The following is a 24,004-nucleotide window of genomic DNA, read 5'->3' as shown; positions in this document are numbered from 1 at the left end:
TCACTGCCGCCGGCCACCCACGCCGGCCACCTGCGGCTCGGCGGCTGCGGCGGTCAGCCGGCCGTCGCGCAGGTGATATGTGGCGTCCACCCGGTCCAGGCCTTCGGTCCGATGCGTGAAGAGCACCACGGTCCGGTCACCCGCCGCGTCCAGCAGGTCCGCCATCAGCGCCGCGGCACCGGCCTCGTCGAGCCCCTCGGTCGGCTCGTCCAGCACCAGCAGGTCCGGATCGGCGAGCACGGCCCGGGCGGTGGCGAGGCGTCGGCGCTGGCCGCCCGACACGGTGCTTCCGCCGGCTCCCAGCCACGTGTCCAGCCCCTCCGGCAGCCCCGCCAGCCACGGCCCGAGACCGACGCGGGTCAGGGCCGCCCGCAGTTGCGGGTCCGTCGCGGCCGGGCCGGCCAGACGCAGATTCTCCCGTACGGTGGAAGCGAACACGTGATCCGCGTCGTCGCTGACCAGCACCGTGCGCGCGGGGCGGCGTACCGCTCCGGAGCGCGGGTCGAGCAGCCCCGCCAGCACCGCGGCCAGGGTCGACTTGCCGCCGCCGGACGGGCCCAGCACCGCGACCTTGGCGCCGCGCGGAAGCTCGAGGTCGACGCCGCGCACCGCCGGCGGCCGGTCCGGGTCCCATCCGGCGACCAGCCCGCGCATCACCACGCGGGCCGAGTCCGGGGGCGTGCGGGTGGCGGACGGGCGCTGCGTACGGATCTCCGCCAGCCTCTCCCGCGCCACCGCCGCCCGGCCCCGCGCGACGGCGGCGTCCGGCAGGGCGGCGACCGGCTCGCCCAGCGCCACCACCGCGAGCAGCAGCACGGCGGTCCACTCGGGAGACAGGCCGGCGGTGTGCCGGAGCACGACCTCGGTCCCGGCCACGGCGACGCCCCAGCCCAGCAGGCTCAACGCCGCGGCGGCACCGGACGCGCGGGCCGCCCGCGCTTCGAGCCGGGCCAGGTCGCGGCTGCGCCGGTCCGGTACGCCGAGCGCGTCGCCGCCGCGTGACGCCAGCTCCTCGACCCCCTCGACGGTCTCCACGACGGCGTCCCGCAGCTCGGCGCGGGCCCGCCCGGTGGCCGCCTCCACCCGGCCGGCGAGACGGGTGGCCAGGGCCGGCGCCAGCACTGCCGCGATCAGCAGCCCGGCGCCGAGCGGCAGCAGGAGCCGGGGGCTCACCGCCACCGCCACGGCCGTGGTGACGATCAGGACCACGGCCGCGCTCAGGGCGGGCAGGCGGCCCCGGAGCAGCCCGTCCACCCGGGCGTCGACGTCCGCGCCGATGCGGGTGAGCAGGTCTCCCCGGCGCCGCAGCCGCGGACCCGGTACGCGGGGGACGAGGTCGGCGTAGACCCTGGAGCGCCACCGGCCCAGCCGCGCGAACGCGACGTCGTGCGCGACCAGCCGCTCGAGGTAGCGCAGCAACGGCCGGGCGACGGCGGAGCCGCGGACCAGCACGACGGCGGCCGAGAGGCTCAGCACGGGCGGCAGGGTGGCGGCCCGCACCAGCAACCAGGCCGCGGCGCCGGTGAGCACGATCCCCGCCAGCGTCGAGGCCGCCCCCAGCGCCACGGCGGTCGCCGGCCGCCGGGCCGGGCCCCAACGTATCTTCCCAGGATGCGTAAGAGGGCGTGCCAACGGTCCCGGCCGAGCGTCCCGGGCTGAGGGGTCGCCGGCCCCGACGGCGCTAGCGGTCGGTGCGGTAAGACGCGGCGAAGCCACCTCGACCACGCGGTCCGCCTCGGCGAGCAATGCCGGCCGGTGCGCCACCACCAGCACCGCGCACCCCCGGTCCGCCGCAGCCCGGACGAGCCCGATGACGGTCCGCTCGGCGACCGCGTCCAGGTGCGCCGTCGGCTCGTCCAACAGCATCACCACCGGCCTGCGTGCCGCCGCCCGGAGCAGTGCCGCCAGCGCCAGCCGTTGCCGCTGCCCGGCCGAGACCCCGCTGCCGTGCTCGCCCAGAACCGTCTCCGCGGTGATCCCCTCGTCGAGCCCGACCGTCGTTAGCGCCGCCCGGATCTCGTCCGGGCCCGCGCCGGGGAACACATCGGCGACCGTGCGGACATGGGGCAGCGCCGGCCGCTGGGGGAGGTACAGCACGCCCGGGCCGCCGCACGAGACCCGGCCCTCCGTGGCCGGCTGGAGTCCCGCGAGGACCCGCAGCAGCGTGGTCTTGCCCGCCCCGGACGGCCCCCGTACCGCCACGACCTCGTGGTCGCGGACGGCCAGCCCGCCGATCGTCAGCGCGTCGGCCGTCGTGCCCGGATAGCGCACCCGCAGGCCCGACGCGTACAGGCCCGGCCGGTCGTCGTCGCCGGTGCGACCAGGCAGGTACGAAGCGTCGTCGCGCAGTATCTCGTCGACGTCTGCGATCACCGCGGACGCGTCGGCGCTCGCGTGGAAGCGGGCCGCCATCTCGCGCAGCGGCCGGTACGCCTCCGGGGCCAGCAGGATCACCAGCAGGGCCGGACCGAGCTCCAGCGCGCCGCCCGCGACCCGCAACCCGGCCTCGACCGCGATCAGCCCCACCGACAACGTACCGACGAGGTCCAGGGCCGTCGAGGACAGGAAGGCGACGCGCAGCACCCGTACGGTGGCGTTGCGGTGCTGGTCGGTCATCTCGCGCACGACGGCGGTCTGGCGATCGGCTCGCCCGTACAGTCGCAGGGTCGGCAGCCCGCTCACGACGTCGAGGAAGTGGCCCGCCAGGCGGGCGTCCGCGTCCCAGGCCCGCCGGGCCCGCTGCTGCGTGGCCCAGCCGATCAGCGCGCCGAGCAGCGGGATCAGGGGCAGCGTGAGCAGCGCGATCAGCGCGGACGCGGGGTCCACGATCGCCATCGTGACGATCACCAGCGGGGGCAGGGCCACGCCGAGCACGAGCGCGGGCAGATAGCCGGAGAACCACGGGCGCAGGGCGTCGAGGCCGCCGGTCAGCACGGCGCTGAGCCTGCCGCTGCCGTAGGACGCCACCCGGGCGGGCCCGTGCCGTAGCGCGGCGGCGAGCGTGTTGCGCCGCAGTTCGTCGGTGACCCGGGCGGCGGTGCGCCGGGCGGCGACCTGCTCGGCCCAGGTCAGCGCGGCCCGCAGCACGAACGCGGCCGCGAGCAGGGCGACCGCGTCGCGGCCGGTGACGATCCGGGCCAGGGCGATCGCGACGATCACCGTGGCGACGGCCTGTCCGGCTCCGATCAAGGACAGGACCGCGATTCCGGTACGCCCGGAGCGGGCGTGCCGCAGCAACCGGGGATCGACCGGGGCGCGGCTCACGACGGCACCCGCTCGCTCGCGACGCGCTTGCGGAACACCCAGTAGGAGAAGGCCTGGTAGACCAGCACGCCCGGGAGTACGACCACGCCCACGACGCTGAGCAGCCGCAGCGCCGACCCGGTGGCGGCCGCCCCGGTCGTCGTCAGCGACCACGCCGGGTCGAGCGTGCTGCGCAGGACGACGTCACCGTGGACGGTGAAGACGGCGACGACGGCGGCGGCGACACCGAGGGCGGTGGCGGCGAACGCGACCAGTTCGTGGCCGTGCCGGGCGACCAGTGCGACACCCATGCAGAGCACCGCGGCGGCGAGGACGAGCCGGGAGCTGCTCGCGATGCCGGCCGTCCCGAGCAGCAGCGTGCCGGCCGTGGCGAGGCGGCCGCTCCAGGTCCGGGCGCGGGCGTGCACCGGGCCGGTCGTGCGCAGGGCCAGGAACGTGGCGCCGATCAGCAGGGCCGCGTACAGGGCGAGGACGGCTCCGGCGAGGGCGGGCCAGGATGCCAGCGGGGCGAGACTGCGCGCCGGGCCGGTGCCGGTCACCTGACCGTCGGCCCCGACCGCGAGGCCGTGGGTCAGCACACCGAGGACGGCACCCCACAGCGCCACGATCCCTGCCGAACTGGCGGCCAGCGCGGCGTCGCAGCGCCTGCGCCACGCCGGGCCGTCGCCCTTACCGCGGAACTCGAGGGCCACGCCGCGGACGGCGAGCAGGAGCAGCAGCGCGGCCATCGGCAGGTAGAGACCGGACAGCAGGGCGGCGTACCAGTCCGGGAAGGCCGCGAAGGTGACGCCGATCGCCGCGACGAGCCAGACCTCGTTGCCGTCCCAGAACGGCCCGACCGTACGCACGATGGCGCCGCGTTCGTGGTCGTCGCGGCCGAGGACCGGGCCGAGGAGGCCGACGCCGAAGTCGAAGCCCTCGAGGACGAAGAAGAGGACCCAGCAGAGGACGACGAGCGCGAACCAGACGGTGACCATGGGTGCCTTCCTCAGTAGACGGGGGCCGGGATCCGCTCGGCCTCCGTGGCCGGTGCGGATGCGGACTCGAGCGGTTGCCGGGAGAGGTGGCGGACCAGGCGCAGCCAGACGACGGCGAGCACGCCGTAGACGACGGCGAAGCCGATGAGGGACCCGGCAACCTCGCCGCGGGTGAGGCCGGGGGAGATGCCGTCGGCCACGCGCGAGATGCCGAAGGCGAGCCAGGGCTGGCGGGCGGTCTCGGTGAAGATCCAGCCGAGGCTGTTGGCGGCGGCCGGCAGGACCGGGATGAGCGGCAGGGTCCGCAGCAGCAGCGGGTGCGTACGGCGGTCCTGGCGGGTGCTCCACAGGTAGTACGCCGCGACGGCCGCCGCCAGCATCCCGATGCCGATCATCAGCCGGAAGCTCCAGAACGCGACCGGGATCATCGGCACGTAGCTGCCCGGGCCGAACTGGGCCGCGTACTGCGCCTGGAGGTCGTCGATGCCCTGGACGGTGGCGCCCGGGGTGCCCTTGGCGAGGATCGACAGCAGCCGCGGGATCTCGATGCTCAGGAACGGCTCGCCGCCGTCCGGGCCGCCGACGGCGAACACCGAGAAGGGCGCCCCGGCGGTGGTGGCGTAGAGGGCCTCGGCGGCGGCCATCTTCATCGGCTGCACCTCGGTGATGACCTTGCCGAGGTGGTCGCCGGTGACGGCGGTGAGGGCGCCGCCGACGACGGTCAGCCAGGCACCCAGGCGGGCCAGCGTACGGAAGGCCGCCGCCCCCGCCGCCCGCAGCCGCCACGCGCCGACGGCGAGCAGGAGCGACCCGCCCGCCATCAGCGCTCCCGACAGGGTGTGCGGGAAGGCGGCGAGGTTGACCTTGTTGAGCAGCAGGGCGCCGAAGTCGTCGAGGCGGGCGCGGCCGGTGACCGGGTCCATCGAGTACCCGACCGGGTTCTGCATGAACGAGTTCGCGGCCAGGATGATGAACGCGGACAGCACCGTGCCGACGGCGACCACGACGATGGTGGCGGCGTGGAGCCTGCGGGGGAGCCGGTCCCAGCCGAAGTACCACAGCGCGAGGAACGTGGCCTCGAGGAAGAAGGCGAGCATGCCCTCGATCGCCAGCGTGGGTCCGAAGACGTCGCCGTAGAACCGCGCGAAGTTGCTCCAGCCCATGCCGAACTGGAATTCCTGCACGAGGCCGGTGACCACCCCGACGGCGAACGTGACGATCAGCAGTTTCCCGACGAACTTCGTCAGGTCCCTGTACGTGTCCTTCCCGGTGCGCAGCCAGGCGATCTGGAGCCCGGCCGCGGTGGCGGCGAGGCTGATCGACAGCGGCACGAAGAAGTAGTGGTAGATCGTCACCACCGCGAACTGGAGCCGGGTCAGGTCGAGCACGTCCACGTCGGTATCCCCTCTACGACATCTCGTAGTAGATACTACGACGTGTAGTACGACGCCGTGCAGTAGAGTGGGTCACATGGCTTTGGGAGACCTCGAGCGGGAGGTCATGCAGCAGTTGTGGAACGCCGCGGAGCCGCTGACCGTCCGGCAGGTGCACGAGCGCCTGAGCCGCGAGCGCGACCTGGCGTACACGACGGTGATGACCGTGCTGGACCGGCTGGCCCGCAAGGGTGTGGTGACCCAGCACAAGGCGGACCGGGCGTACCGCTACGCGCCGGCGCAGTCGCGCGAGGAGATGACCGCGGCGTTGATGCTCGACGCGCTCAGCACCGCCCCGGACGGCGTACGGGACGCCGCGCTGGCCCACTTCGTCGGACGCATCGACCCCTCGATGCTGACCGCCGCCATCGAGGCGGCCCGGAGGGAATCGGCCGCCGGGTCGTGACCGCGCTGCTGCTCGGCGCGCTGGGCCTGACCCTGTCGCTGGCCGTGCCGGGGATCCTGGCCGCCGCGCGGTGGCCGGGCCGGGCGCCGGCAGCCGCGGTGGCCCTCTGGCAGAGCATCACCCTGACCGGCATCCTCTGCGCCCTGGGTGTCGTCCTCGCCGGTCCGCAGGAGCTGGTCGGCGCGCTGGGCTCGGGCCGGCCGGCGGGGGCGGCCGCCCTGGTCGCGGCCCTGGTGGTGGCGGCCGTGATCATCGTCCGGCTGCTCGTCTCGCTTGCCGGGGTGACCTACCGCTCGCGGACCCGCCGCGCCCGGCACCGCATGCTCGTGGACCTCCTCGACGACGCCGAACGCCATGGCGAGCTGCCGGCCGAGGTGCCGCACGGGCTGCGGGTGCTCGACGGCCCGCTGCCGTTCGCGTACTGCCTGCCGGGCCGCAACCCCCGGGTGGTGGTCAGCGGGGGAGCGCTGCGCGTGCTCGACCGTGCGCAGGTGGCCGCCGTCATCGCACACGAGCAGGCGCACCTGCGGCACCGGCACGACCTCGTGCTGGAGTCTTTCACCGCGTTCTATCGTGCGGTCCCGCGGCCGCTGCGCAGCCGGGCGCCGCTGGACGCCGTGCACCTGCTGCTCGAGATGGTCGCCGACGACGCGGCCCGGCGCCGCTGCGGGGCGGAGCCGTTGCGCACCGCCCTGTCGGTGCTCAGCGACGCGGTGAGCCCGGACGTGCCCGCGGAGGCCGGCGGCGATGCCGGCGAGGAGCGGCGCCGCCGGCTTGAGCGGCTGGCCGGGACGGACGGCAGATCTCCGATGTGGACCGTCCTGGCGGTACTGATGACAGTGAGTTTGCTGGTGTTACCCACAGTGATCCTGGTGGTGCCCTGGCTGGGGCGTGCGCTCACCGCGTGGCCGCTTTAAGTCTTTCTTAATCACGGTCGGTCACTAGGCGTTGTGCGTTAAGTGTCCTGACATCGCCGTGTTTAGTTCTGCCGTCATCGGGAGTACGGTGGGGCCCGGCTCGTCGGTCCCCCTTCGCCCGAACCGGGCGAACCGGCGCGTCACCGCCTAATCGTGCATCACGAACCGGGGACCCAGGCATCTGGGGTGAAGCCGCGGCACCATCGCGGCCGGGCGCGCTTCCCGTCCGAACCCGACAGCTAACCCGGTCGGCGGCCGAGGGAAGAAAGGACACTGCACCTTCGTGAAACGGATTGCGGCGCGCCGCGCCACGATTCTGCGCGGTCTGCTCGGTGTCGTCGCCGCGGTCGGCGTGCTGCTGGTACCCACCGCGGCCCACGCGACCCCGTCGCCCTCGAGCATCGAGAAACAGATCGACGAGCAGTGGGACAAGCTCGAGTCGATCATCGAGCAGTACAACGACGTGCACAATCAGCTGATCAAGAACCGGGCCCAGCTCAAGAAGATCAACGACCGGCTGGAGCCCCTCCAGCTGGAGGTGGATCTGGCCATGTCGCACGTGGGTGGCATGGCGGCCGACGCGTACAAGCAGGGCTCGCCCGGTGCGGTGGAGGCCATGGTCGTCAGTGGCTCGCCGACCGGCCTGACCGAGAAGCTCACGTTTCTCGACCAGATCGCCCGCCACCAGCGCCAGCAGGTGGCCGGGGCGGCGCAGCTCCGCGACAAGTACGCGCAGGACAAGGCGGCCCTGGTGACCCTGACCGACGCCGTGGCGGTCCGCGACAAGGACCTCGGCACGCGGAAGAAGGAGATCCAGAAGAAGGTCGACGCCTTGCAGAAGCTGCGGATCAAGGCGTACGGCTCGGCGGGTGCGAACGACGGCCCGCTGCGCACCGGTCCCTGCCCGGTGAGCTACACCAACGACAAGGGCGGGCGCGCGGCGCAGAAGGCGTGCGACCTGATCGGCAAGCCGTACATCTTCGGGTCGGAGGGGCCGGGCGGTTACGACTGCTCGGGTCTCACCAAGGTGGCGTGGGCCTCCGTGGGGGTGCACCTGGAGCACTTCACGGGTGACCAGATCCACGAGGGCCGGGCCGTCAGCCGCAGCGAACTGCAACCGGGTGACCTGATCTTCTACGGCAGTCCGGTGCACCACGTGGGCATCTACGTGGGCGGCGGCATCATGGTGCACGCACCCCACACGGGTGACCATGTGCGCATGGCGCCGATCGACCGCAGCGGTGCCATCACGGGCATGCGCCGCCCGGGCTGACCCGGCACCCGCACGACGCCGAAGAGCCGCCACGAACGCGTGGCGGCTCTTCGCGTGTCCGGTCAGCCCTCGACGCGATGCGCCGCCCAGAAGGACGTGAGGTCCGTCGACCCCGCGGCGGCCTGCGCGGCCGCCTTGAAGTCGGCCACGGTCGAGACGCCGTACCAGTGCGACGCCGCGTACGAGCGCAGCAGCCCCGTCATCGCCGTGGAGCCGATCAGCCGGCGCAGGTCGTGCAGGGTGCACTTGCCGTACCCGTACACCACCGTGCTGTAGCGGTTCGAGTGCGCGTCCCAGTACGCCATCGAGTTCGTCAGCTTCTCGGCGGCCGACTGCCAGGTGATGCCGCAGCCCGAGCCGGTGCGGTTGAAGTACAGGTCGGTGGCGTAGTCGGTGAAGCCCTCGTCCAGCCACGGCGTGCTGTACTCGTCGTCGCCCACGATGCCGTAGAACCACTGGTGTGCCAGCTCATGGGCCAGCGCGGTCGAGTTGACCAGGTCAAGGACGAAGCCCGGGTACTCCATCCCGCCGAACCAGAAGCCGTTGTCCAGCACCACGTCGGCCTCCCCGTACGGGTACGCGCCGAACCGCGAGGCGTGGGAGTCCAGGGCGCCGGTGGCGACCGACAGCATCGAGGTGGCGCTGCGGTTGGAGATCGACGCGACCGAGTAGACGTTCACCTTGACGCCGGCCGCGGTCGTACCGGAGATCTTCTTGAACGGTCCCGCCGCCCAGGCGAACTCCCGCACCTGCTTGCCCACCGCGTGGGTGACGGTCCGCCCGGCGGTCCCGGCGCTGTCGGTGGACGTGCCCGTCGCCGGCACTTGCATCGAGGCCGGGTGGTCGAGGGTGACGTCGTAGTCGCTCGCGAGCTGGTAGAAGGACTCGCCGTTGTTCGTGTACGGGTCGAGGTGCCACCCGGCCCCGTCGCGCACCGCCAGCACGGGCAGCGCGTTGCCGACGAAGTAGTAGCTCCCGTCGTGCCCGAAGCGGTCCACGCCGGACGGGATCACGATCCGCAGGTCGAAGCCGACGGTCGCCGACCGCCCCTGGGCCAGCGGCGCCGGCAGCGTGATCGGCAGCGCCGTGCAGGCCACGGAGAGCGATCCCGCCGTGCCGCCCGTCACGTTGCTGACTGTGATCGGCATGGCCGCGCAGGTGCCGTGCGCGTTGTCCCACAGCCGCAGATAGACCTCGGTCAGGGGTTCGGCGGACGCGTTCGTGAACGAGACGCTCTGATGCCCGGTCCACGTCCCGCCGACCGCGTCGCTGGCCAGCGAGATGGTGTACGCCGGGGTCGCCGGTGTGCGGGTGGCATCGGCCGCCGCGGCCGCCGCCGGGGTGCCGGTCACGGCGAGCGCCGGGGCCAGCAGGAGCAGTCCCGTGAGGAGTTTGGTAACCATTCGATGAGCTTGGATCTCCACCGGCCCGGCGGTCAATGGAGGAAACCCTTGTCGGGCCGGCCCGTCACATCCAGGGCGCGCTGACCTCTTCCTCCACGTACAGCGTCGCGCCGTTGCGGCCGCGGCGCTTCGACCGCTGCATGGCCGTGGTCGCGTGGCGCAGGATCGTCACGGCGTCCGAGCCGCCCGGGTACGCCAGCGCGATCCCCACGCTGCACCCGACGCTCATGCGGACCCCGGCGACCGCCCCGTAGCTCGCCACGCCCTCGACGATCCGCCGCGCCACGTGCAGGGCCTCGTCGGCGTTGCGGACCCGGGTCAGCAGCACGCCGAACTCGTCGCCGCCGATCCGCGCGGCGGTGTCGGTGTCGCGGGTGATGCGCTTGAGGACGTGGCTGACCGTCTGCAGCAGGCGGTCGCCGACCTCGTGGCCGTACAGGTCGTTGACGGCCTTGAAGCCGTCGAGGTCGCAGTAGATCATCGCCACCGGGTACTGGTAGCGGGTGCCCTGGGCCAGCGCCCGCTCGAGGTCCCGGTGCAGCGTCGGGCCGTTCGCCAGGCCGGTCAGCCCGTCGTGCGACGCCGCGTACGCGATCCGGTCCTGGGCCTCCCGGCGCTCGGTGATGTCGCGCTGGTGGCTGACGATCGCGTGCACCGCCGGGTGGGCCAGCATGTTGCGGGCGATGATCTCGTGCCAGTGCCAGGACCCGTTCGCGTGCCGGACCCGCACCTCCGCCGAGTGCTCGACCGTGCTGTCCGAGGCCAGCAGCCGGGTGAACAGCTCCTGCGAGGCCATCTCGTCCTCGGGGTGGAACAGGCCGCGCATCACGCGGCCGCGCAACTCCTCCGGCTGGTAGCCCATCATCGTGCGGGCGGCCGGGCTGACCCACGTCATGTCGCCGGCGGCGTCGCTCATCGTGATGACCTCGGAGCCGTCGCGGACCAGCGCCCGGACCCGGTCCTCGCTCAGCCGGCTCGCCGCCTCGGCCTGCTCCCGCTCCGCCACGAACCGCCCGAGCGTACGAGCCGTCGTGGCGGTGCCGATCGCCATCAGCAGCGCCAGGCCGTGCGAGGAATACCCGCCGACATAGCTGGGCAGCACACCGAGCGCGACGAGGAGCTGGCCGGCGGCGAGCGCCGTGACGCTCGCCAGCGCGGCCGGCTTCCACGCCCGCGATCCGGACTGGCGCAGGTGCACGGTGAGGATGTGCAGGTGGGCGACGGCCAGCAGGGCGCCCCACCCGATGATGTACATGGTCGCGGTGGTGGCGAGGATGTGCACGGGGATCCGCAGCCAGAGCCGGCGGCCGGTGTCGCCGCCGGCGACCCGGAGCTGTACCTGCGGCTGCATCCACACCGTGGTCCCGGCGAGCGGCAGGGCGACGGCCCACAGCGGTACGTCCCCGCCCAGCCCGAAGCGGCGCAGCACGACGACGGCGGCCAGCACGAGCAGCGGTTCCACGCCGTTGCGGGCGAACCGCGCCGCCTTCGCCACCGAACTGTTCCCCACGTCGTTCCCGCCTGTCGAGTCGCACCCGCGCGCCGGGCACGCGCTGGCCCCACCATCGACCGGCCCCGCCGGAATCCAAATCATCCGGCGGCAAAGACCCTGATGTCCGGTTGGGCCCGGCCTTCGCCGCGCCGGGCCGTGCGGCGGCGAGGGCATAATCGCCTCTCATGAGCGACGCCCTGATCGAGAGCCTCACCGCCGCGGTCGGCGCCCGGCCCGACGACCTGCCGCTGCGGCAGCACCTGGCCGAGCTGCTGGTGGCGGCCGGCCGGCCCGCCGAGGCGGTCGGGCACGCCGCCCACATCCTGGCCCGGAACCCGGGCGACGCCGCGGCCCGGCAGGTCATGGCGGCGGCTCTGGGCCCGGCCCCCGCGCCCGGTGCGGCCCCGTCCCCGGCGCCCGGGAGTGTGGACTGGGATGCCCTCGAGGGTGAATTCCGCGGCGTCGTCCCGCCCCGGTTCGTGACGGCCGGCGACGACGGTGAACCGGTACGGGGCGGTGCGGACCGCGCGTTCGACATCGAGCGGGCGGGCGTCACCCTGGCCGACGTCGGCGGCATGCGGGAGGTCAAGGAGCGGCTCGAACTCTCCTTCCTCGGGCCGCTGCGCAACCCCGGCCTGCGCGGCCTGTACGGCAAGAGCCTGCGCGGCGGCCTCCTGCTGTACGGGCCACCCGGCTGCGGCAAGACCTTCCTCGCCCGTGCCGTGGCGGGGGAGACGGGAGCCGCCTTCCTCTCCCTGTCGGTGGTCGACGTGCTGGCGATGTGGGTCGGCAGCTCCGAGCGCAACCTGCACGACCTGTTCTCGGCCGCCCGCGCGCACGCTCCCTGCGTACTGTTCCTCGACGAGATCGACGCGCTCGGGCACAAGCGCAGCCAGCTGTCGTCGTCGGGCCTGCGGACGCTGGTCAACCAGCTGCTGACCGAGCTCGACGGGATCGACGGCGGCAACGACGGGGTGTTCGTGCTCGCCGCCACCAACGCGCCCTGGGACGTCGACGCCGCGCTGCGCCGGCCCGGCCGCCTCGACCGCACCGTCCTCGTCCTGCCCCCGGACGAGCCGGCCCGCGCCGCCGTCCTCGAGTACCACCTGCGGGACCGCCCCATCGCCGGCGTCGACCTGCGCCGGCTCGCGGCCGCCACCGACACGTACTCGGGCGCCGACCTGGCCCATGTCTGCGAGACCGCCGCCGAGTACGCGATGCGCGACTCCCTCGCCACCGGGGAGGTTCGCATGATCACGCAGGACGACCTGGCCGCGGCTGTCCGCGAGGTCCGCCCCTCGACCGGCGCCTGGTTCGCCACCGCCCGCAACGTGGCGCTGTTCGGCAACCAGGGCGGCGAGTACGACGACCTGGCTGCCTACCTGAAGCAGCGCAAGCTCCTGTGACCGGGGACGACCCCTACCGCCGGGCCCGGCACCTCGCGGAGCTGGGCCGGCACGCCGACGCGGAGGCTGAGCTGCGCGCGGCCCTCGCTGCGGAACCGGGCGACGCCGACCTGCTCACCCTGCTGGGGTACGTCCTGCGCCGGCACCACGACTACCAGGCCGCCCTGGAGGCCTGCGACGCGGCGACGGCGGCCGGCCCGCGTCTCGCCGACGCCCACGCCGAACGTGCCGAGTGCCTGATGGCGTTGCTCCGCGACAGGGACGCGATCGTGGCGGCGGGGGAGGCGGTCCGCCTCGCGCCGTACGCGCCCGCCGGCCACCTCGTGCTGGCCCGGGCGCTCGCTTCCGCCGGCCGCTACGACGAGGCCCGCGCGGCGGCCCGGCACGGCCTGTCGCTCGCACCGCAGTCGGTGGACGCCCTGCTCACGGTCGCCGGCGTCGAACGTGGCGCCGGCCGCCGGGAGGAAGCCGAGCGAGCCGCCCGCCAGGCCCTCGCGATCGATCCGGCCGCCGCGTACGGCCGCTGGCTGCTCGCGATGCTCGACGCGGAGCGCCTCCGCGTGGGCCGCTCGATGCGGGCCCTGCACGACGTGGCCCGCGACGACCCCGCCCGCCCGGACGTCATCTCGATGACCTGGCCGGTGCGCAGCCTGCTCAGCGCCCTGCGCCGATGGTTCGCCGCGGCGGTGCTGCTGGTGGCGGCCGCCGGGGTGGCCGCGACCTGGTGGCGGCCGGCCGCCGAGGCGAGCCGTCTCCTCGCCGCCCTGTTCGCCGCCGTGGTGGCCGGCTTCGCGCTGCGCGTGCTGATCCCGGCCGGGCGGCTCCCGTGGCGCTGCCTGCGCCTGGTGCCGTCGCGGCTGCGGCGGGCCACCCTCGGCGGTACGGCCACGGTGGCCGTGATGCTCGTACTGCTCGGCGCGTACGCGATGACGGGTCTGCGATCGTTCCCGGTCCTGGCCCTGGCGGCGGTGCCGGTGTTGTGGACTTTCGGCGCGGTGGAACGGGCCGGGACGCGACCGGACGGGCACCGATAAGCCATACCCGCCGCGCCCCGGCCCGCCGGTTCAGCAGTTGCGCAGCTCGGGGGACGGGTTCAGCAGCTGGCCCCACCGCACGAAGCGGAACGCCGCGACGCGGTGGCAGTTCTGGAACGCGAGCCGGGCGCCGAAGTGCCGCTCGAGCCCGCCGCGGATGGCGTCGCTGGCCAGGGCGCGCAGGAGCTGGCCGCGCTCCGTCTCGGACGGCGGCGGTACCTCGCAGTCGACGAATTCGGCGTCGGAGACCTCGCCACGTTCGGCCACGGCGAGCAGGTCGGGGGAGACGTTCAGGGACATGCGGTTCCTTCCACGACGGGAGCGCCACCGGCCGGACGGCCGGCGACGCGGTCCATCTTGTTGGCAACGATTTTCATCGTAAAGTCCGCCACGCCGGGGCCCGCCGGTTTGACGACCCGGTGCGGCCGTGCTGGGGTGAGGCCGTGATTCTCGACTGGCCCGGCTGCCGCAACGCCCGCGACCTGGGCGGACTGCCCACAGTGGACGGATCACGCATCCGCGCGGGTGCCCTGGTGCGCTCGGACCATCACGCCCGGCTCACCCCGGAGGCCGTGGCGCGGATCCGCGCGGCCGGGCTCGCCCGGGTCCTCGACCTGCGCTGGCCGCGGGAGCTCGCCGAGCACCCGAGCCCCTTCGCCGGCGACCCGGGGTATGCGCATGTGCCCCTGCTCATGGACCCCGTCTCGTACGACTTTCCCGAGGACTCCTACGGCCCGCTGCTCGACCACAACCAGGACCGCGTCGCCGCCGCCTTCAGGGCGATCGCCGGCGCCCCGCCGGGTGCCGTGGTCGTGCACTGCACCGCCGGCCGGGACCGTACGGGCGCCCTCGTCGGCCTGCTCCTCGCCGTCGCCGGTGTCGCGCCGGAGGTGATCGCCGACGACTATGCGCTGACCGACGGGACCACGGCCACCGCCATGCTCAACACGCTCGCGTACGCCGGGGGAAAGTACGGTGGCGTCGAGGCGTACCTGCGCACCACCGGCGTGACCGGGCGGGAGATCGACGCCGTCCGGGAGCGGCTGCGCGAGCCGGCGTTCCTCACCGAGACCCGCACCGGCTACGACGCGCTCGCGGCCGAGTACACCGCGCTTTTCGGCAACGAACGGGACCGGCACCACTGGGACCGCGTCATGCTCGACGGCTTCGCCGGGGTCGTGGACGCCGCGCCCGGCCCGGTGGTCGAGGTGGGTTCGGGGCCGGGGACCGTCACGGCGTACCTGAAGGGCCGGGGTCTCGATGTCAGCGGGATCGACCTGTCGCCGGAGATGGTGGCGATCGCCCGCCGCGACCACCCCGGCATCGGCTTCGAGGCCGGTTCGATGACCGCGCTTGACCGTCCCGACGGCTCGCTGGCCGCCCTTGTCGCGTGGTACTCGATCATCCACGTGCCGGAGGAGGAGCTGCCGGCGGTCTTCGGCGAGTTCCGCCGCGTGCTGCGCCCCGGCGGCCACGTGCTGCTCGCGTTCCAGGCCGGCGACGAGGTCCGCCACCTGCGCGGGCTGGCCTTCCGCCGGCTCCGGCCCGAGCGGGTCGCCGGCCTGCTGGCGGACGCCGGCTTCGAGATCCGCCTGCGGACCGTCCGCGAGCCCGACACCGACGCCGTCCTCGCCGAGAAGCTCCCGCAGGCGTATCTGGTCGCCCGGTCGGCGGCTTAGCCCCGCAGCCGGCCCCAGCTCGGGCGATCGCCCCAGATCGAGAGCTGATCCAGGTACGGCCTGGCGAGCATGGTCAGCTCCGGGTCGCCGCGCCCGTGCAGCTCGTCCTGCGCGATCTTGCGGACGGTGCCGGCGAGGATGTCGGCCAGCTGCACCCGCGGTTCGGACTCGGCGGCCGCCAGGCGCACCCGCTCGAGCGTCAACCCGGACCGCCGCAGGGTCCGTTGCAGCCCGGCGATCCGCTCGGCGGGGAGCATGGTCTGCCGGTCGTGCACGATCGTCACCGGCCGCCCGTCGTGGCCCCAGTGCGCCACCGCGCGCACCAGCGCGGGGATCAACGGGTCGAGGATCGAGAGCGAGGGATCGTCCTTCATCCGTACGCGCAGAGCCACCGCCCTGTCCCGCGTGGCCGGGTCACTGCCGATGCCCGCCGTGCCGTCCCCGAGGGCGGCGAAGAACGCGTCGACCGGCCCCCGGACATCGTCGCGTTCCTTGCCGCGCATCAGGTCGTTCGCGGCCACGAGCAGGACGTGACCGGCGCCGTCGCGGGCGGCCAGGCGGTACAGCTCGGCGGAGGCCGTCCGGGCGCTCAGGCCCGGGGCATCGGTGTCGGCGAGGACGAGGTCGGCGAGCTGGTCGAGGACGAAGCACACCTTGTCGATGAGAAAAACGTGCGCGTGGCGGAACAGCGGGCTGGAGGGGCCGAGCAGCCACACGAGTACGGCCCGGTGCTTCTCCCGCAGCAGGTGGGTCGCCTTGTACTCCGTCGCGGGGGAGCGGATCCGCTGCCGCAGTTCCGTCAGGCACGCGTCGGCTACGTCGGCCGGCAGGTGGACGCCCGCGTGTGCGAAGACGTCGGTCGTGGTGCCGATGAGCCGCTCGCCCTCGTACCCGGATTCGTCGCACGCGATCTCGACTTCCTGCACGAAGCGATTATGTCCGATCTCGCGACCCGGCGACAGTTATAGAACTCTCGGAAGAGATATGGCATGCTCATCCAGAAGTTCTAGAACTCTGGAGGTCCGTGATGACCCTCGCTTCGTCTCCTGCCATGCGCCTGCCGGCCGCCGGTGGCCGATTCGGCGCCTTCGGCGGGCGGTTCGTGCCCGAGTCGCTGATCCCGGCGTGCGCCGCCCTGGAGGAAGCGTTCCGCGACGCCTGGAGCGATCCTGCGTTCCGGCAGCAGCTCGACACGTTCCGCGCGGTGTACGCCGGACGGCCGACCGCGCTCACTCCGGCCTGGAACCTCTCCGCCGAGCTGGGCGTCACGCTGCTGCTCAAGCGCGAGGACCTCGCGCACACCGGCTCCCACAAGATCAACAATGTGCTCGGGCAGGCACTGCTGGCCCGGCGGATGGGCAAGACCCGCCTGATCGCCGAGACGGGAGCCGGCCAGCACGGCGTCGCCACCGCCACCGCAGCGGCGCTGTTCGGCCTGCGCGCGACGGTGTTCATGGGCGAGCGCGACATCGAGCGGCAGGCCCTGAACGTCTATCGGATGACCCTGCTCGGCGCCGAGGTCGTGCCGGTCACCAGCGGCAGCCGGACGCTCAAGGACGCCACCAGCGAGGCGATGCGGCACTGGGTCTCGTGCGTCGAGGACACCCACTTCTGCCTGGGGTCGGTCACCGGGCCGCACCCGTACCCGTGGATGGTGCGCGAATTCCAGCGGGTGATCGGCGACGAGGCCCGCCGCCAGTGTGCTGCCGAGCTGTCGGCCGGCGCGCCCGACGTCGTCGTCGCCTGCGTGGGCGGCGGCTCCAACGCGGCCGGAACGTTCGCCGGCTTCGTCGACACGGGCGCCCGCCTGGTCGGCGTGGAGGCGGCAGGCGGCGCCGCGATGACCGACGGCCGCCCCGGCGTCGTGCACGGCTCCCGCTCGATGGTGCTCCAGGACGACGAGGGCCAGATCGCCGAGGCCCACTCCGTCGCGGCGGGCCTGGACTATCCCGGCGTCGGGCCCGAGCACGCCCACCTGGGCGGCGCCGGCCGCGCCGAGTACGTGACCGTGACCGACGACGAGGTGCTCGCCGCGGTCCGCCGCCTCGCCCGCGCCGAGGGCATCATCTGCGCCCTCGAGTCCGCCCATGCGGTGGCCTGGGTGCTGAGAGCGGCCGGTACGGGCGAGCTGCCGCGCGGTACGACGGTGATGCTGACGCTGTCGGGGCGCGGCGACAAGGACATGGCGCAGCTCCGGGAGATGGACGCACTGGAGGTCTCGCGATGATCGAAGCCGCCTTCCGGGCCGCCCGGCGCTCGCTGCTCGTGCCGTACATCACCGGTGGCCTGACGCCCGACTGGACCGACTATCTCCTGGCCTATCAGGAGGCGGGGGCCGACGCGATCGAGGTGGGCCTGCCGTTCTCCGACCCGATGCTGGACGGCACCACCATCCAGCAGGCATCCGACCGCGCGCTGGCCCGTGGCGCCACGACCGGCGGGATCCTGACCGGCCTCGCGGCCGTCTCCGGGCGGCTGCGCGTGCCGATCATCGTGATGACGTACGCGAACCTCGCCCTGCGCGTGGGGATGCACCGGCTGGCACAGGCGGGCGTCTCCGGCCTGATCGTCCCCGACCTGCCCCTGGAGGAGTCCGCGGAGCCGGCGGCAGCGGCTGCCGCGGAGGGCGTCGACCTCGTCCTGCTCGCCGCACCGTCCACCCCGGACGCCCGGCTCCGCGAGATCTGCGCCCGCAGCCGCGGCTTCGTGTACGCCGTCAGCCTCATGGGCACGACCGGTGAACGCGACGAACTGCCGCCCGGTGCCGCCGCTCTCGTCCGCCGCATCCGGGCGGCGGCGGACGCCGGACCCACTCGCCGGCTGCCGGTGCTGATCGGGTTCGGCGTGTCGACGCCCGCGCAGGCGGCCGAGGCGGGACGCGCCGGGGACGGTGTGATCGTCGCCTCCGTGCTCATGCGTAGGGTGCTCGACGGGGCCACCGCCGATGATCTCCGATCCGACGTCGCGGCCCTGCGCACCGCACTCGACCTGGGGGTGTCCACTGGAACGCCGTACGCCGAAGTATCAGGCGATCGCCGATGACCTGACCGCGAAGATCCGCGGCGGCGAGCTGGCGCCGGGCTCGATGCTGCCCCCGCAGAAGGAGCTGAGCTCCCGGTACGGGGTGACGCTCGCGACCCTGCGCCAGGCGCTGCGGCGGCTCGAGGACGAGGGCCTGGTCTCGCAGGAGCCGGGACGGGGCACGTTCGTCGCCTCGCCCCGGCTGATGTACCGCCTGGACTCCCTGCGCGGGCTTGCCGAGGACCTGAAAGCCCAGGGGCAGGAGGTCACCACCCTGATCGTCGGTCAGGAGCTGCGCCGGCCGCCGGCGTGGGTGGCCGCCCACCTCGGCGTTCCGGCGAGCCGGAGAGTCCTGCGCCTCGAGCGGCTGCGCCTGCTCTCCGGCCGCCCGGCGGTGCACCAGCTGTCCTGGGCGCCGGACCGCGCCGGGCTCGGCCTGGCCGACCTCGACTACAGCGGCGCGTCCCTGTACGCGGTCCTGGCCGCCCACGGGGTGGTGGTGCACCGTGCGTCGGAGGCGCTGCGCCCGGCGCTGCTCGACGAGGAGCTCGCCACGCTGATGCACCAGCCGGCGGGGTTGCCGGTGTTCGTGTCCGACCGGGTCACCTTCGGCCTGGACGACCGCCCGATCCTCTTCGACCGGGCGACCATCCTCGGCACGGTCATGGAGATCCGCACGGAACGCGCCGCCACCGGCGTCTCTCTCCAGTGGACCCGCCAGCAGCAGTGACGCTAACGAAGGATGTCGTCGATCGCGCGCTGGGCGCTCGCCGCATATGCGTCCGCCGCCCGGTCGAACTCGCCCCCGGGAAGCACCAGCCCGGCGGCGATCAGCCGTCCGGCCGACCCGGCGAACTCGGCCTCCTCGATCATCTGGTGCTCGAGCGCGTCGGACCGGGCGATGACTTCCGAGAGGCTCGCCGCCGAGTCCGCGCCGGTACCGCCGAGCGCACCGAGCACCCAGGCGTCGTTACGTGTCCACACGTTCACCATGCGGGAAAGGTAATCGTCCCGCGCAACCTCGCGAGCCGCTCAACGAGCCACACCGGGTGAGGTGGGTCAGCTGGTGACGTCGCGACCCGCGAACCGTGCCCAGGCCGCCGGTAGGAACACCGCGATGTACGCCCCCGCCGACAGCAACCCCGGCCCGAGCGCCCGCCACGACACCGGGTCGCGGAGCAGCTCGCCGAAGTCCTGCCAGTGCCGCGTCAGCAGGTACGGATGGAGCCAGTCCAGCTGCGGCACCTGCCCGAGCACGAAGCTCGCCACGGTCAGCATGGTCAGCGCGATCGTGGCCCCCATCGGCTGCACCGTCAGCGTCGACAGGAACAGCCCCACCGCACCCAGCGCGGCCAGGCACACGCCGAGGTAGAGGCAGACGGCGAGCAGCCGCAGCAACGCCGTGCCGAAGCCGATGCTGCTGCCCGACAGCGTCGTCACGTCGCCGCCGCCGAACAGGAGCAGGCCGACGATCAGGCCGGAGACCGCCACCACCAGCGGCGCGACGCACGCGCCCAGGATGATGCCGGCGTACTTGACCGCCAGCAGCCGGGTCCGGCCCACCGGAACCGTCAGCAGGTAGCGCAGCGTGCCCTGGTCGGCCTCTCCCGCGACGGCGTCGCCGGCCAGCATGGCGATCGCGATCGGCAGGAACAGGGTCAGCTCCACGCCGAGTGCCGCCAGGGCCACGAAGAAGCCGTTGCCGAGGATCTGCTGGAAGAAGTCGGGACCCCGGCCGCTGTCGCGCCCGTCCGGCGCCGACACCTTCATCGCCACGGCGAGCACCACCGGTACGGCCGCCAGCGCCGCCAGCCCCACCTGGTTGCGCCGGCGTACCGCGATGAGCCGCAGCTCCGACAGCAGGAACCGGGGCGACACCCGCGCGTCAACCCGAGACATCGAAACCCCGCCCGGTCAGCTGCACGAACACGTCCTCGAGGCTCGGCGCCTCGACGGCGAAGCCGCGGACGGCCACACCGTCATGCACCAGGGCCGCCACGACCTTCTCCGGGGCGGCCGCGCCGAGCCGCCCGGAGGCCTCCGCCGCGGTCTCGGCGATCTCCGTCAGGCCGAGCGCCCGCAGCACCCGCGCGGCCTCCACCGGCTGGTCGGTGAGCACCCTGGCCCGCGGCGCCGCGTCCGACCGCAGCTCGGCGAGCGGTTCCTGGCCACCAGCCTGCCGCGGTGCATGACGCCGACGTGGGTGCAGACCTGCTCGACCTCGGCCAGCAGGTGGGTGCTCAGCAGCACCGTCGCCCCCTCGGCGGCGAGCGTGCCGACCAGCGCGCGGACCTCGCGGGTGCCCTGCGGGTCGAGGCCGTTGGTGGGCTCGTCCAGCACGAGCAGCTCCCGGGGCATGAGCAGCGCGGCGGCGATCGCCAGGCGCTGCTTCATGCCGAGCGAGAAGGTGCGGTAGCGCTTGCCCGCCGCGGCGGACAGGCCCACCCGGTCCAGCGCCGCGCCGATCCGGGCCTCCGAGGTGCGCCGGGCGGCCGTGCGGTCCGCCGCGTCGAGCCGCCGCAGGTTGTCCCGCCCCGACAGGTACGGATGGAAGCCCGGCCCCTCCACCAGCGCCCCCACCCGGGGCAGGACGCCACCGGCGCGGTCCGGCATGGCCTCGCCGAGCAGTTCGTGCCCGCCGGCGGTGGGACTGATCAGGCCGAGCAGCATCCGGATGGTGGTCGTCTTGCCCGAGCCGTTCGGGCCGAGGAAGCCGTACACCGCCCCGCGGGGGACAGCCAGGTCGACGGCGTCCACCGCGACCTGGCTGCCGAACCGCTTGGTCAGCCCGTGTGAGGCGACCGCGAGGTGGGTCACCGACCCGCTGCCTCGTACAGCTTCTCGGGGGCGACCGCGCCGACGAGGATCCGGCCGTCGTCGGTGAGCAGGGCGCTGAACAGGGCGCTCTGCAGCAGCCGCCCGCTGCCCCAGGTGCCGCTGACCTTCGGCAGGAGGCCGGTCAGCGCGTCGAGCTGCTGCCTGCCCTCGCCGGCCTTGGCGCCGTCGTCCTTGGGCAGCTTGGTGACCAGGACCGAGGTCCAGCCCTTGCCGACCACCTTGGTTCCCTCGGGCGCCTCCGGCTTGCCGGCCGCCGGCTTCCCCTGGGCGTGTTCCGCCTGCTGCTGCGCCCGCTCCGCCTGCTTCTGCAGCTGGGCCTCGCTCGGCGTCTCCACCTTCGTGCCCGGGGGCGGGTTGAAGGCGAACTGCTCGGGATCCGGCTGGGCGAAGCTGACCTGCTGGAACGCGATCCGGACTGCCGGCTTGGTGGCGTCCTTGGCGTACACGTCCACGCCGAGCGGGATGTGCTTCTCGGCGTCGATCGCCAGCCGCACCTGGCCGACCAGGGAGCCCGTGTCGCGCGGCGTGAGGACCAGCTCGTACGCGTCGCGCCCGGCGACCTTGGCCGCGCCGGTCGTCGTGACCGCCGTGGTCGGGTCGATGGCGGCGAGCGCGGCGTCCGCGGCCTCCTGGGGCGTCGCCGGTACGCCCTGCGGCAGCGTCTTCTGCTCGTGCTGCTTGTCCGTCGGGACCTTGAAGTGCGTGGCCGAGCTGTCGTTGCTGCGCCACAGCCACACGTCGGAGCCGTTGCGGATGACGTCCGTCTCGCCGAGCTTGCTCAGCACGGCAAGGCGCACCTTGTCCTCCCCGCCGTACCAGACGCGCGCCGTGTTGCTCCCGGCCACGAGGTTGATCAGGTCGGCGTTGGTGCCGGACCCGCCCGTGATGCCGGGCAGGGTGGGCAGTCCCAGATCCGCGGTCTGTTGGATCGTCCCGGACAGCCCGTCGATCTTCGCCGTCTGCACGTCCACGAGCAGTTGCGCCGCGCTGCGCTCCGGCAATGTGGGGTCCGCGCTCGCCACGATCGTGCCCGCCGCCGCGCCACCGCCGATCACGACGGCCGCCGCGGCCGCCGGAACCAGCCAGCGCATCGCCGGCCTCGACTTGAAGACACTCACGATGTCCACCTCCCGTTGTCTGCAGCCATCCTGCGTCGGCCGTGCTGTGACGCCGCTGAGAGCGTCCCCTAGGGGCACCTCAGGGTTGCCGGGAGGGTGCCGAACAGGACTCTGTGCGCCTCTCCTTCGCCGACCTGAGCGTGAACGTCAAGATCCTCGCGGCCGTCCTCGTCGGCACCGCGGTGTCGCTGGCGGTCGGGGTCGTCGGGCTGGTGGCGCTCGGCCGGTCCAGCGACGCCGCCCAGGAGATCTATCGCAGCAACGTCGCCTGCGTCGAGGCTGTCGGTGACCTGAAGGCCACCATGGCGCAGGGCCGGGTGGACCTGGCGAACCAGGCGATCTCGGAGGACGAGGTCACCACCGCCCATTACACCGACGCCTTCACCGCGGATCTGCGTGCTGTCGATGCCGCCTTCGCCGGCTACCGGGCCTGCGGCCCGGCCGGCGCTTCCTCCACCGTCGCGGCGCTGGAAGCCAACTGGCGGGCCTGGGTGAAGGTCGCCCAGGAGAAGCAGCTGCCCGCGGGGGCCAGTAACGACTTCGCAGGGTGGCAGCGGGTCCGGGACACCTCGATCCAGCCGATCCTCACCGACATCAACGGGGCACTCGAGCAGCTGAGCAGGGCCGAGGCGGCCGATGCCGCGAACTCGGCGCGGTCCGCCCAGTCGGCGTACGAGAAGAGCCGGTGGGTCTCGACCGTCCTCATGGTGGTGGGGATGTTGCTGGCCCTGGCCGCCGGCCTGGTGGTCGCACGGCGGATCGTCCGGTCCCTGAACCGGGTCAAGGCGGTCTGCCTCAGCCTCGCCGAGGGCGACCTGACCCACTCCACCGGTTTGACCTCCCGGGACGAGACCGGGCAGATGGGTGCCGCCCTGGACACCGCAGTGACCCGGCTGCGCCACACCATCAGCACCATCGGCGGGTCCGCCTCCACGCTCTCGGCGGCCTCGGAGGAGATGTCGGCCGTCAGCACCCAGCTGGAGTCGGGCGCCGGCGAGGCCGCGGAGAAGGCGAGCACCGCCAGCGCGGCCACCGAGATGGTGAACGCCGGCGTGCAGACCATCGCCGCCGGCGCCGAGCAGATGAACGCGTCGATCAGCGAGATCGCCACCAACGCCGCCCGTGCCGCCGAGATCACCCTGCAGGGCCTGACCGTCGCCGAGCGCACCAACGGGGAGGTCGCCGAGCTCGGCACGGCCAGCGCGGAGATCGGCGACGTGGTCAAGCTGATCACCAGCATCGCGGAGCAGACCAACCTGCTGGCCCTCAACGCCACCATCGAGGCGGCCCGGGCCGGCGAGCTCGGCAAGGGATTCGCCGTCGTGGCCGGGGAGGTCAAGGAGCTCGCCCAGCAGACGGCCCGGGCGACCGAGGAGATCACCGCCCGGATCGCCAACATCCAGGCGTCCAGCGGCTCGGCGGCCCACGCGATCGGTGAGATCACCGAGGTGATCAGGCTGGTCGGCGACTACACCACCACGATCGCCTCGGCGGTGGAGGAGCAGACGGCGACGACCAGCGAGATGGGCCGCCAGGTGGGGGAGGCCGCGCACAGCAGCGGGGAGGTGGCCCGGACCGTCTCCAGCGTCGCCGAGGTCGCCGGGGCGACCGCCGACGGCGCTCGGGCGACCCAGCAGGCGGCGGCGGACCTGACCCGGCTCGCCTCCGACCTGACCGTGCTCGTGGCGGACTTCCGGCACTGAGCGCAGGTCCGTACCGGGGCCAGACCGGGCCTTGAGACGG

At 73.5% G+C, this 24,004-nt stretch carries 22 protein-coding genes and 1 riboswitch; of the genes, 10 read left to right on the top strand and 12 right to left on the bottom strand.

Annotated features, from left to right (window positions below):
• The 3 genes from cydC to AB0368_RS03845 are packed head-to-tail and all read right to left on the bottom strand — an operon-like array spanning nucleotide 1 to nucleotide 5,635.
• Entirely contained in the window at nucleotides 1-3,264 is a 3,264-nt protein-coding gene (gene cydC, locus AB0368_RS03855; protein ID WP_366152232.1) for a thiol reductant ABC exporter subunit CydC, read from the bottom strand.
• Nucleotides 3,261-4,241 (bottom strand): cytochrome d ubiquinol oxidase subunit II, encoded by a 981-nt coding sequence (gene cydB / locus AB0368_RS03850; RefSeq protein WP_366152231.1) that lies wholly within the window; start codon nucleotides 4,239-4,241, stop codon nucleotides 3,261-3,263. The genes cydC and cydB overlap by 4 nt, the downstream gene beginning before the upstream one ends.
• Nucleotides 4,242-4,252: 11 nt before the next feature.
• On the bottom strand, nucleotides 4,253-5,635 hold the full coding sequence (locus AB0368_RS03845; protein ID WP_366152230.1) for a cytochrome ubiquinol oxidase subunit I: 1,383 nt from the start codon (nucleotides 5,633-5,635) through the stop codon (nucleotides 4,253-4,255).
• 76 nt (nucleotides 5,636-5,711) lie between these two features.
• Between AB0368_RS03845 and AB0368_RS03840 the strand changes: the two genes are divergently transcribed.
• From AB0368_RS03840 to AB0368_RS03830, 3 genes are all read left to right on the top strand, one after another.
• A complete protein-coding gene (locus AB0368_RS03840; RefSeq protein WP_366152229.1) occupies nucleotides 5,712-6,080 on the top strand; it encodes a BlaI/MecI/CopY family transcriptional regulator in 369 nt (122 codons plus the stop codon).
• Nucleotides 6,077-6,997: a M56 family metallopeptidase gene (locus AB0368_RS03835; protein ID WP_366152228.1), complete on the top strand. Its 921-nt coding sequence runs from the start codon at nucleotides 6,077-6,079 to the stop codon at nucleotides 6,995-6,997. The genes AB0368_RS03840 and AB0368_RS03835 overlap by 4 nt, the downstream gene beginning before the upstream one ends.
• A gap of 134 nt (nucleotides 6,998-7,131) precedes the next feature.
• A riboswitch (cyclic di-AMP (ydaO/yuaA leader) is annotated at nucleotides 7,132-7,266 on the top strand.
• 14 nt (nucleotides 7,267-7,280) lie between these two features.
• The gene (locus AB0368_RS03830; protein ID WP_366152227.1) at nucleotides 7,281-8,270 is read left to right on the top strand and encodes an NlpC/P60 family protein; all 990 of its coding nucleotides are present in this window, start codon (nucleotides 7,281-7,283) and stop codon (nucleotides 8,268-8,270) included.
• A 62-nt stretch (nucleotides 8,271-8,332) separates the two neighbouring features.
• Here the strand turns inward: AB0368_RS03830 and AB0368_RS03825 are convergent, their stop codons facing one another.
• On the bottom strand, nucleotides 8,333-9,673 hold the full coding sequence (locus AB0368_RS03825; RefSeq protein WP_366152226.1) for a M1 family metallopeptidase: 1,341 nt from the start codon (nucleotides 9,671-9,673) through the stop codon (nucleotides 8,333-8,335).
• Nucleotides 9,674-9,737: 64 nt separating this feature from the next.
• Nucleotides 9,738-11,183: a sensor domain-containing diguanylate cyclase gene (locus AB0368_RS03820; protein WP_366152225.1), complete on the bottom strand. Its 1,446-nt coding sequence runs from the start codon at nucleotides 11,181-11,183 to the stop codon at nucleotides 9,738-9,740.
• Nucleotides 11,184-11,350: 167 nt separating this feature from the next.
• Here AB0368_RS03820 and AB0368_RS03815 point away from each other — a divergent pair, with 167 nt between their 5' ends.
• The gene (locus tag AB0368_RS03815; protein ID WP_366152224.1) at nucleotides 11,351-12,571 is read left to right on the top strand and encodes an AAA family ATPase; all 1,221 of its coding nucleotides are present in this window, start codon (nucleotides 11,351-11,353) and stop codon (nucleotides 12,569-12,571) included.
• Nucleotides 12,568-13,605 carry a tetratricopeptide repeat protein gene (locus AB0368_RS03810; protein ID WP_366152223.1) on the top strand — a complete coding sequence of 346 codons (1,038 nt, stop codon included), beginning with the start codon at nucleotides 12,568-12,570 and terminating at the stop codon, nucleotides 13,603-13,605. Before AB0368_RS03815 ends, AB0368_RS03810 begins: the two co-directional genes overlap by 4 nt.
• A 30-nt stretch (nucleotides 13,606-13,635) precedes the next feature.
• Here the strand turns inward: AB0368_RS03810 and AB0368_RS03805 are convergent, their stop codons facing one another.
• Nucleotides 13,636-13,905 carry an SCO5389 family protein gene (locus AB0368_RS03805; RefSeq protein ID WP_366152222.1) on the bottom strand — a complete coding sequence of 90 codons (270 nt, stop codon included), beginning with the start codon at nucleotides 13,903-13,905 and terminating at the stop codon, nucleotides 13,636-13,638.
• A 143-nt stretch (nucleotides 13,906-14,048) separates the two neighbouring features.
• On the opposite strand from AB0368_RS03805, the gene AB0368_RS03800 reads away from it, so the two are divergent.
• Nucleotides 14,049-15,284, top strand: coding sequence for a tyrosine-protein phosphatase (locus AB0368_RS03800; RefSeq protein ID WP_366152221.1), 1,236 nt, complete (start codon nucleotides 14,049-14,051; stop codon nucleotides 15,282-15,284).
• Here the strand turns inward: AB0368_RS03800 and AB0368_RS03795 are convergent.
• Nucleotides 15,281-16,210, bottom strand: coding sequence for a hypothetical protein (locus AB0368_RS03795; RefSeq protein ID WP_366152220.1), 930 nt, complete (start codon nucleotides 16,208-16,210; stop codon nucleotides 15,281-15,283). The two genes, AB0368_RS03800 and AB0368_RS03795, sit on opposite strands and share 4 nt — an antisense overlap.
• A 101-nt stretch (nucleotides 16,211-16,311) precedes the next feature.
• On the opposite strand from AB0368_RS03795, the gene trpB reads away from it, so the two are divergent.
• The 3 genes from trpB to AB0368_RS03780 are packed head-to-tail and all read left to right on the top strand — an operon-like array spanning nucleotide 16,312 to nucleotide 19,035.
• Entirely contained in the window at nucleotides 16,312-17,511 is a 1,200-nt protein-coding gene (gene trpB / locus AB0368_RS03790) for a tryptophan synthase subunit beta (RefSeq protein ID WP_366152219.1), read from the top strand.
• Nucleotides 17,508-18,326, top strand: a complete 819-nt coding sequence (trpA, locus tag AB0368_RS03785; RefSeq protein ID WP_366152218.1) for a tryptophan synthase subunit alpha — start codon at nucleotides 17,508-17,510, stop codon at nucleotides 18,324-18,326. The genes trpB and trpA overlap by 4 nt, the downstream gene beginning before the upstream one ends.
• The gene (locus AB0368_RS03780) at nucleotides 18,229-19,035 is read left to right on the top strand and encodes a GntR family transcriptional regulator (RefSeq protein ID WP_366152217.1); all 807 of its coding nucleotides are present in this window, start codon (nucleotides 18,229-18,231) and stop codon (nucleotides 19,033-19,035) included. The genes trpA and AB0368_RS03780 overlap by 98 nt, the downstream gene beginning before the upstream one ends.
• A gap of 2 nt (nucleotides 19,036-19,037) precedes the next feature.
• On the opposite strand, the gene AB0368_RS03775 is transcribed toward AB0368_RS03780, so the two are convergent.
• From AB0368_RS03775 to AB0368_RS03755, 5 genes are all read right to left on the bottom strand, one after another.
• Entirely contained in the window at nucleotides 19,038-19,298 is a 261-nt protein-coding gene (locus AB0368_RS03775; protein ID WP_366152216.1) for a hypothetical protein, read from the bottom strand.
• 66 nt (nucleotides 19,299-19,364) lie between these two features.
• Nucleotides 19,365-20,204, bottom strand: coding sequence for an ABC transporter permease (locus AB0368_RS03770; RefSeq protein WP_366152215.1), 840 nt, complete (start codon nucleotides 20,202-20,204; stop codon nucleotides 19,365-19,367).
• Nucleotides 20,191-20,406, bottom strand: a complete 216-nt coding sequence (locus AB0368_RS03765; RefSeq protein WP_366152214.1) for a DUF4162 domain-containing protein — start codon at nucleotides 20,404-20,406, stop codon at nucleotides 20,191-20,193. Before AB0368_RS03765 ends, AB0368_RS03770 begins: the two co-directional genes overlap by 14 nt.
• Nucleotides 20,370-21,122 carry an ATP-binding cassette domain-containing protein gene (locus AB0368_RS03760; RefSeq protein ID WP_366152213.1) on the bottom strand — a complete coding sequence of 251 codons (753 nt, stop codon included), beginning with the start codon at nucleotides 21,120-21,122 and terminating at the stop codon, nucleotides 20,370-20,372. The genes AB0368_RS03765 and AB0368_RS03760 overlap by 37 nt, the downstream gene beginning before the upstream one ends.
• Nucleotides 21,119-22,261: a sigma-E factor regulatory protein RseB domain-containing protein gene (locus tag AB0368_RS03755; protein ID WP_366152212.1), complete on the bottom strand. Its 1,143-nt coding sequence runs from the start codon at nucleotides 22,259-22,261 to the stop codon at nucleotides 21,119-21,121. The genes AB0368_RS03760 and AB0368_RS03755 overlap by 4 nt, the downstream gene beginning before the upstream one ends.
• Before the next feature lie 113 nt (nucleotides 22,262-22,374).
• Here AB0368_RS03755 and AB0368_RS03750 point away from each other — a divergent pair, with 113 nt between their 5' ends.
• Nucleotides 22,375-23,964: a methyl-accepting chemotaxis protein gene (locus AB0368_RS03750; RefSeq protein ID WP_366152211.1), complete on the top strand. Its 1,590-nt coding sequence runs from the start codon at nucleotides 22,375-22,377 to the stop codon at nucleotides 23,962-23,964.
• The last annotated feature ends 40 nt before the right edge of the window (nucleotides 23,965-24,004 follow it).

It is taken from the genome of Actinoplanes sp. NPDC051475 (genome assembly GCF_040689425.1).
GTDB lineage: Bacteria > Actinomycetota > Actinomycetes > Mycobacteriales > Micromonosporaceae > Actinoplanes.
Note: the sequence above shows the minus strand (reverse complement) of the source record. Positions and strands in the feature narration are given on the sequence as shown.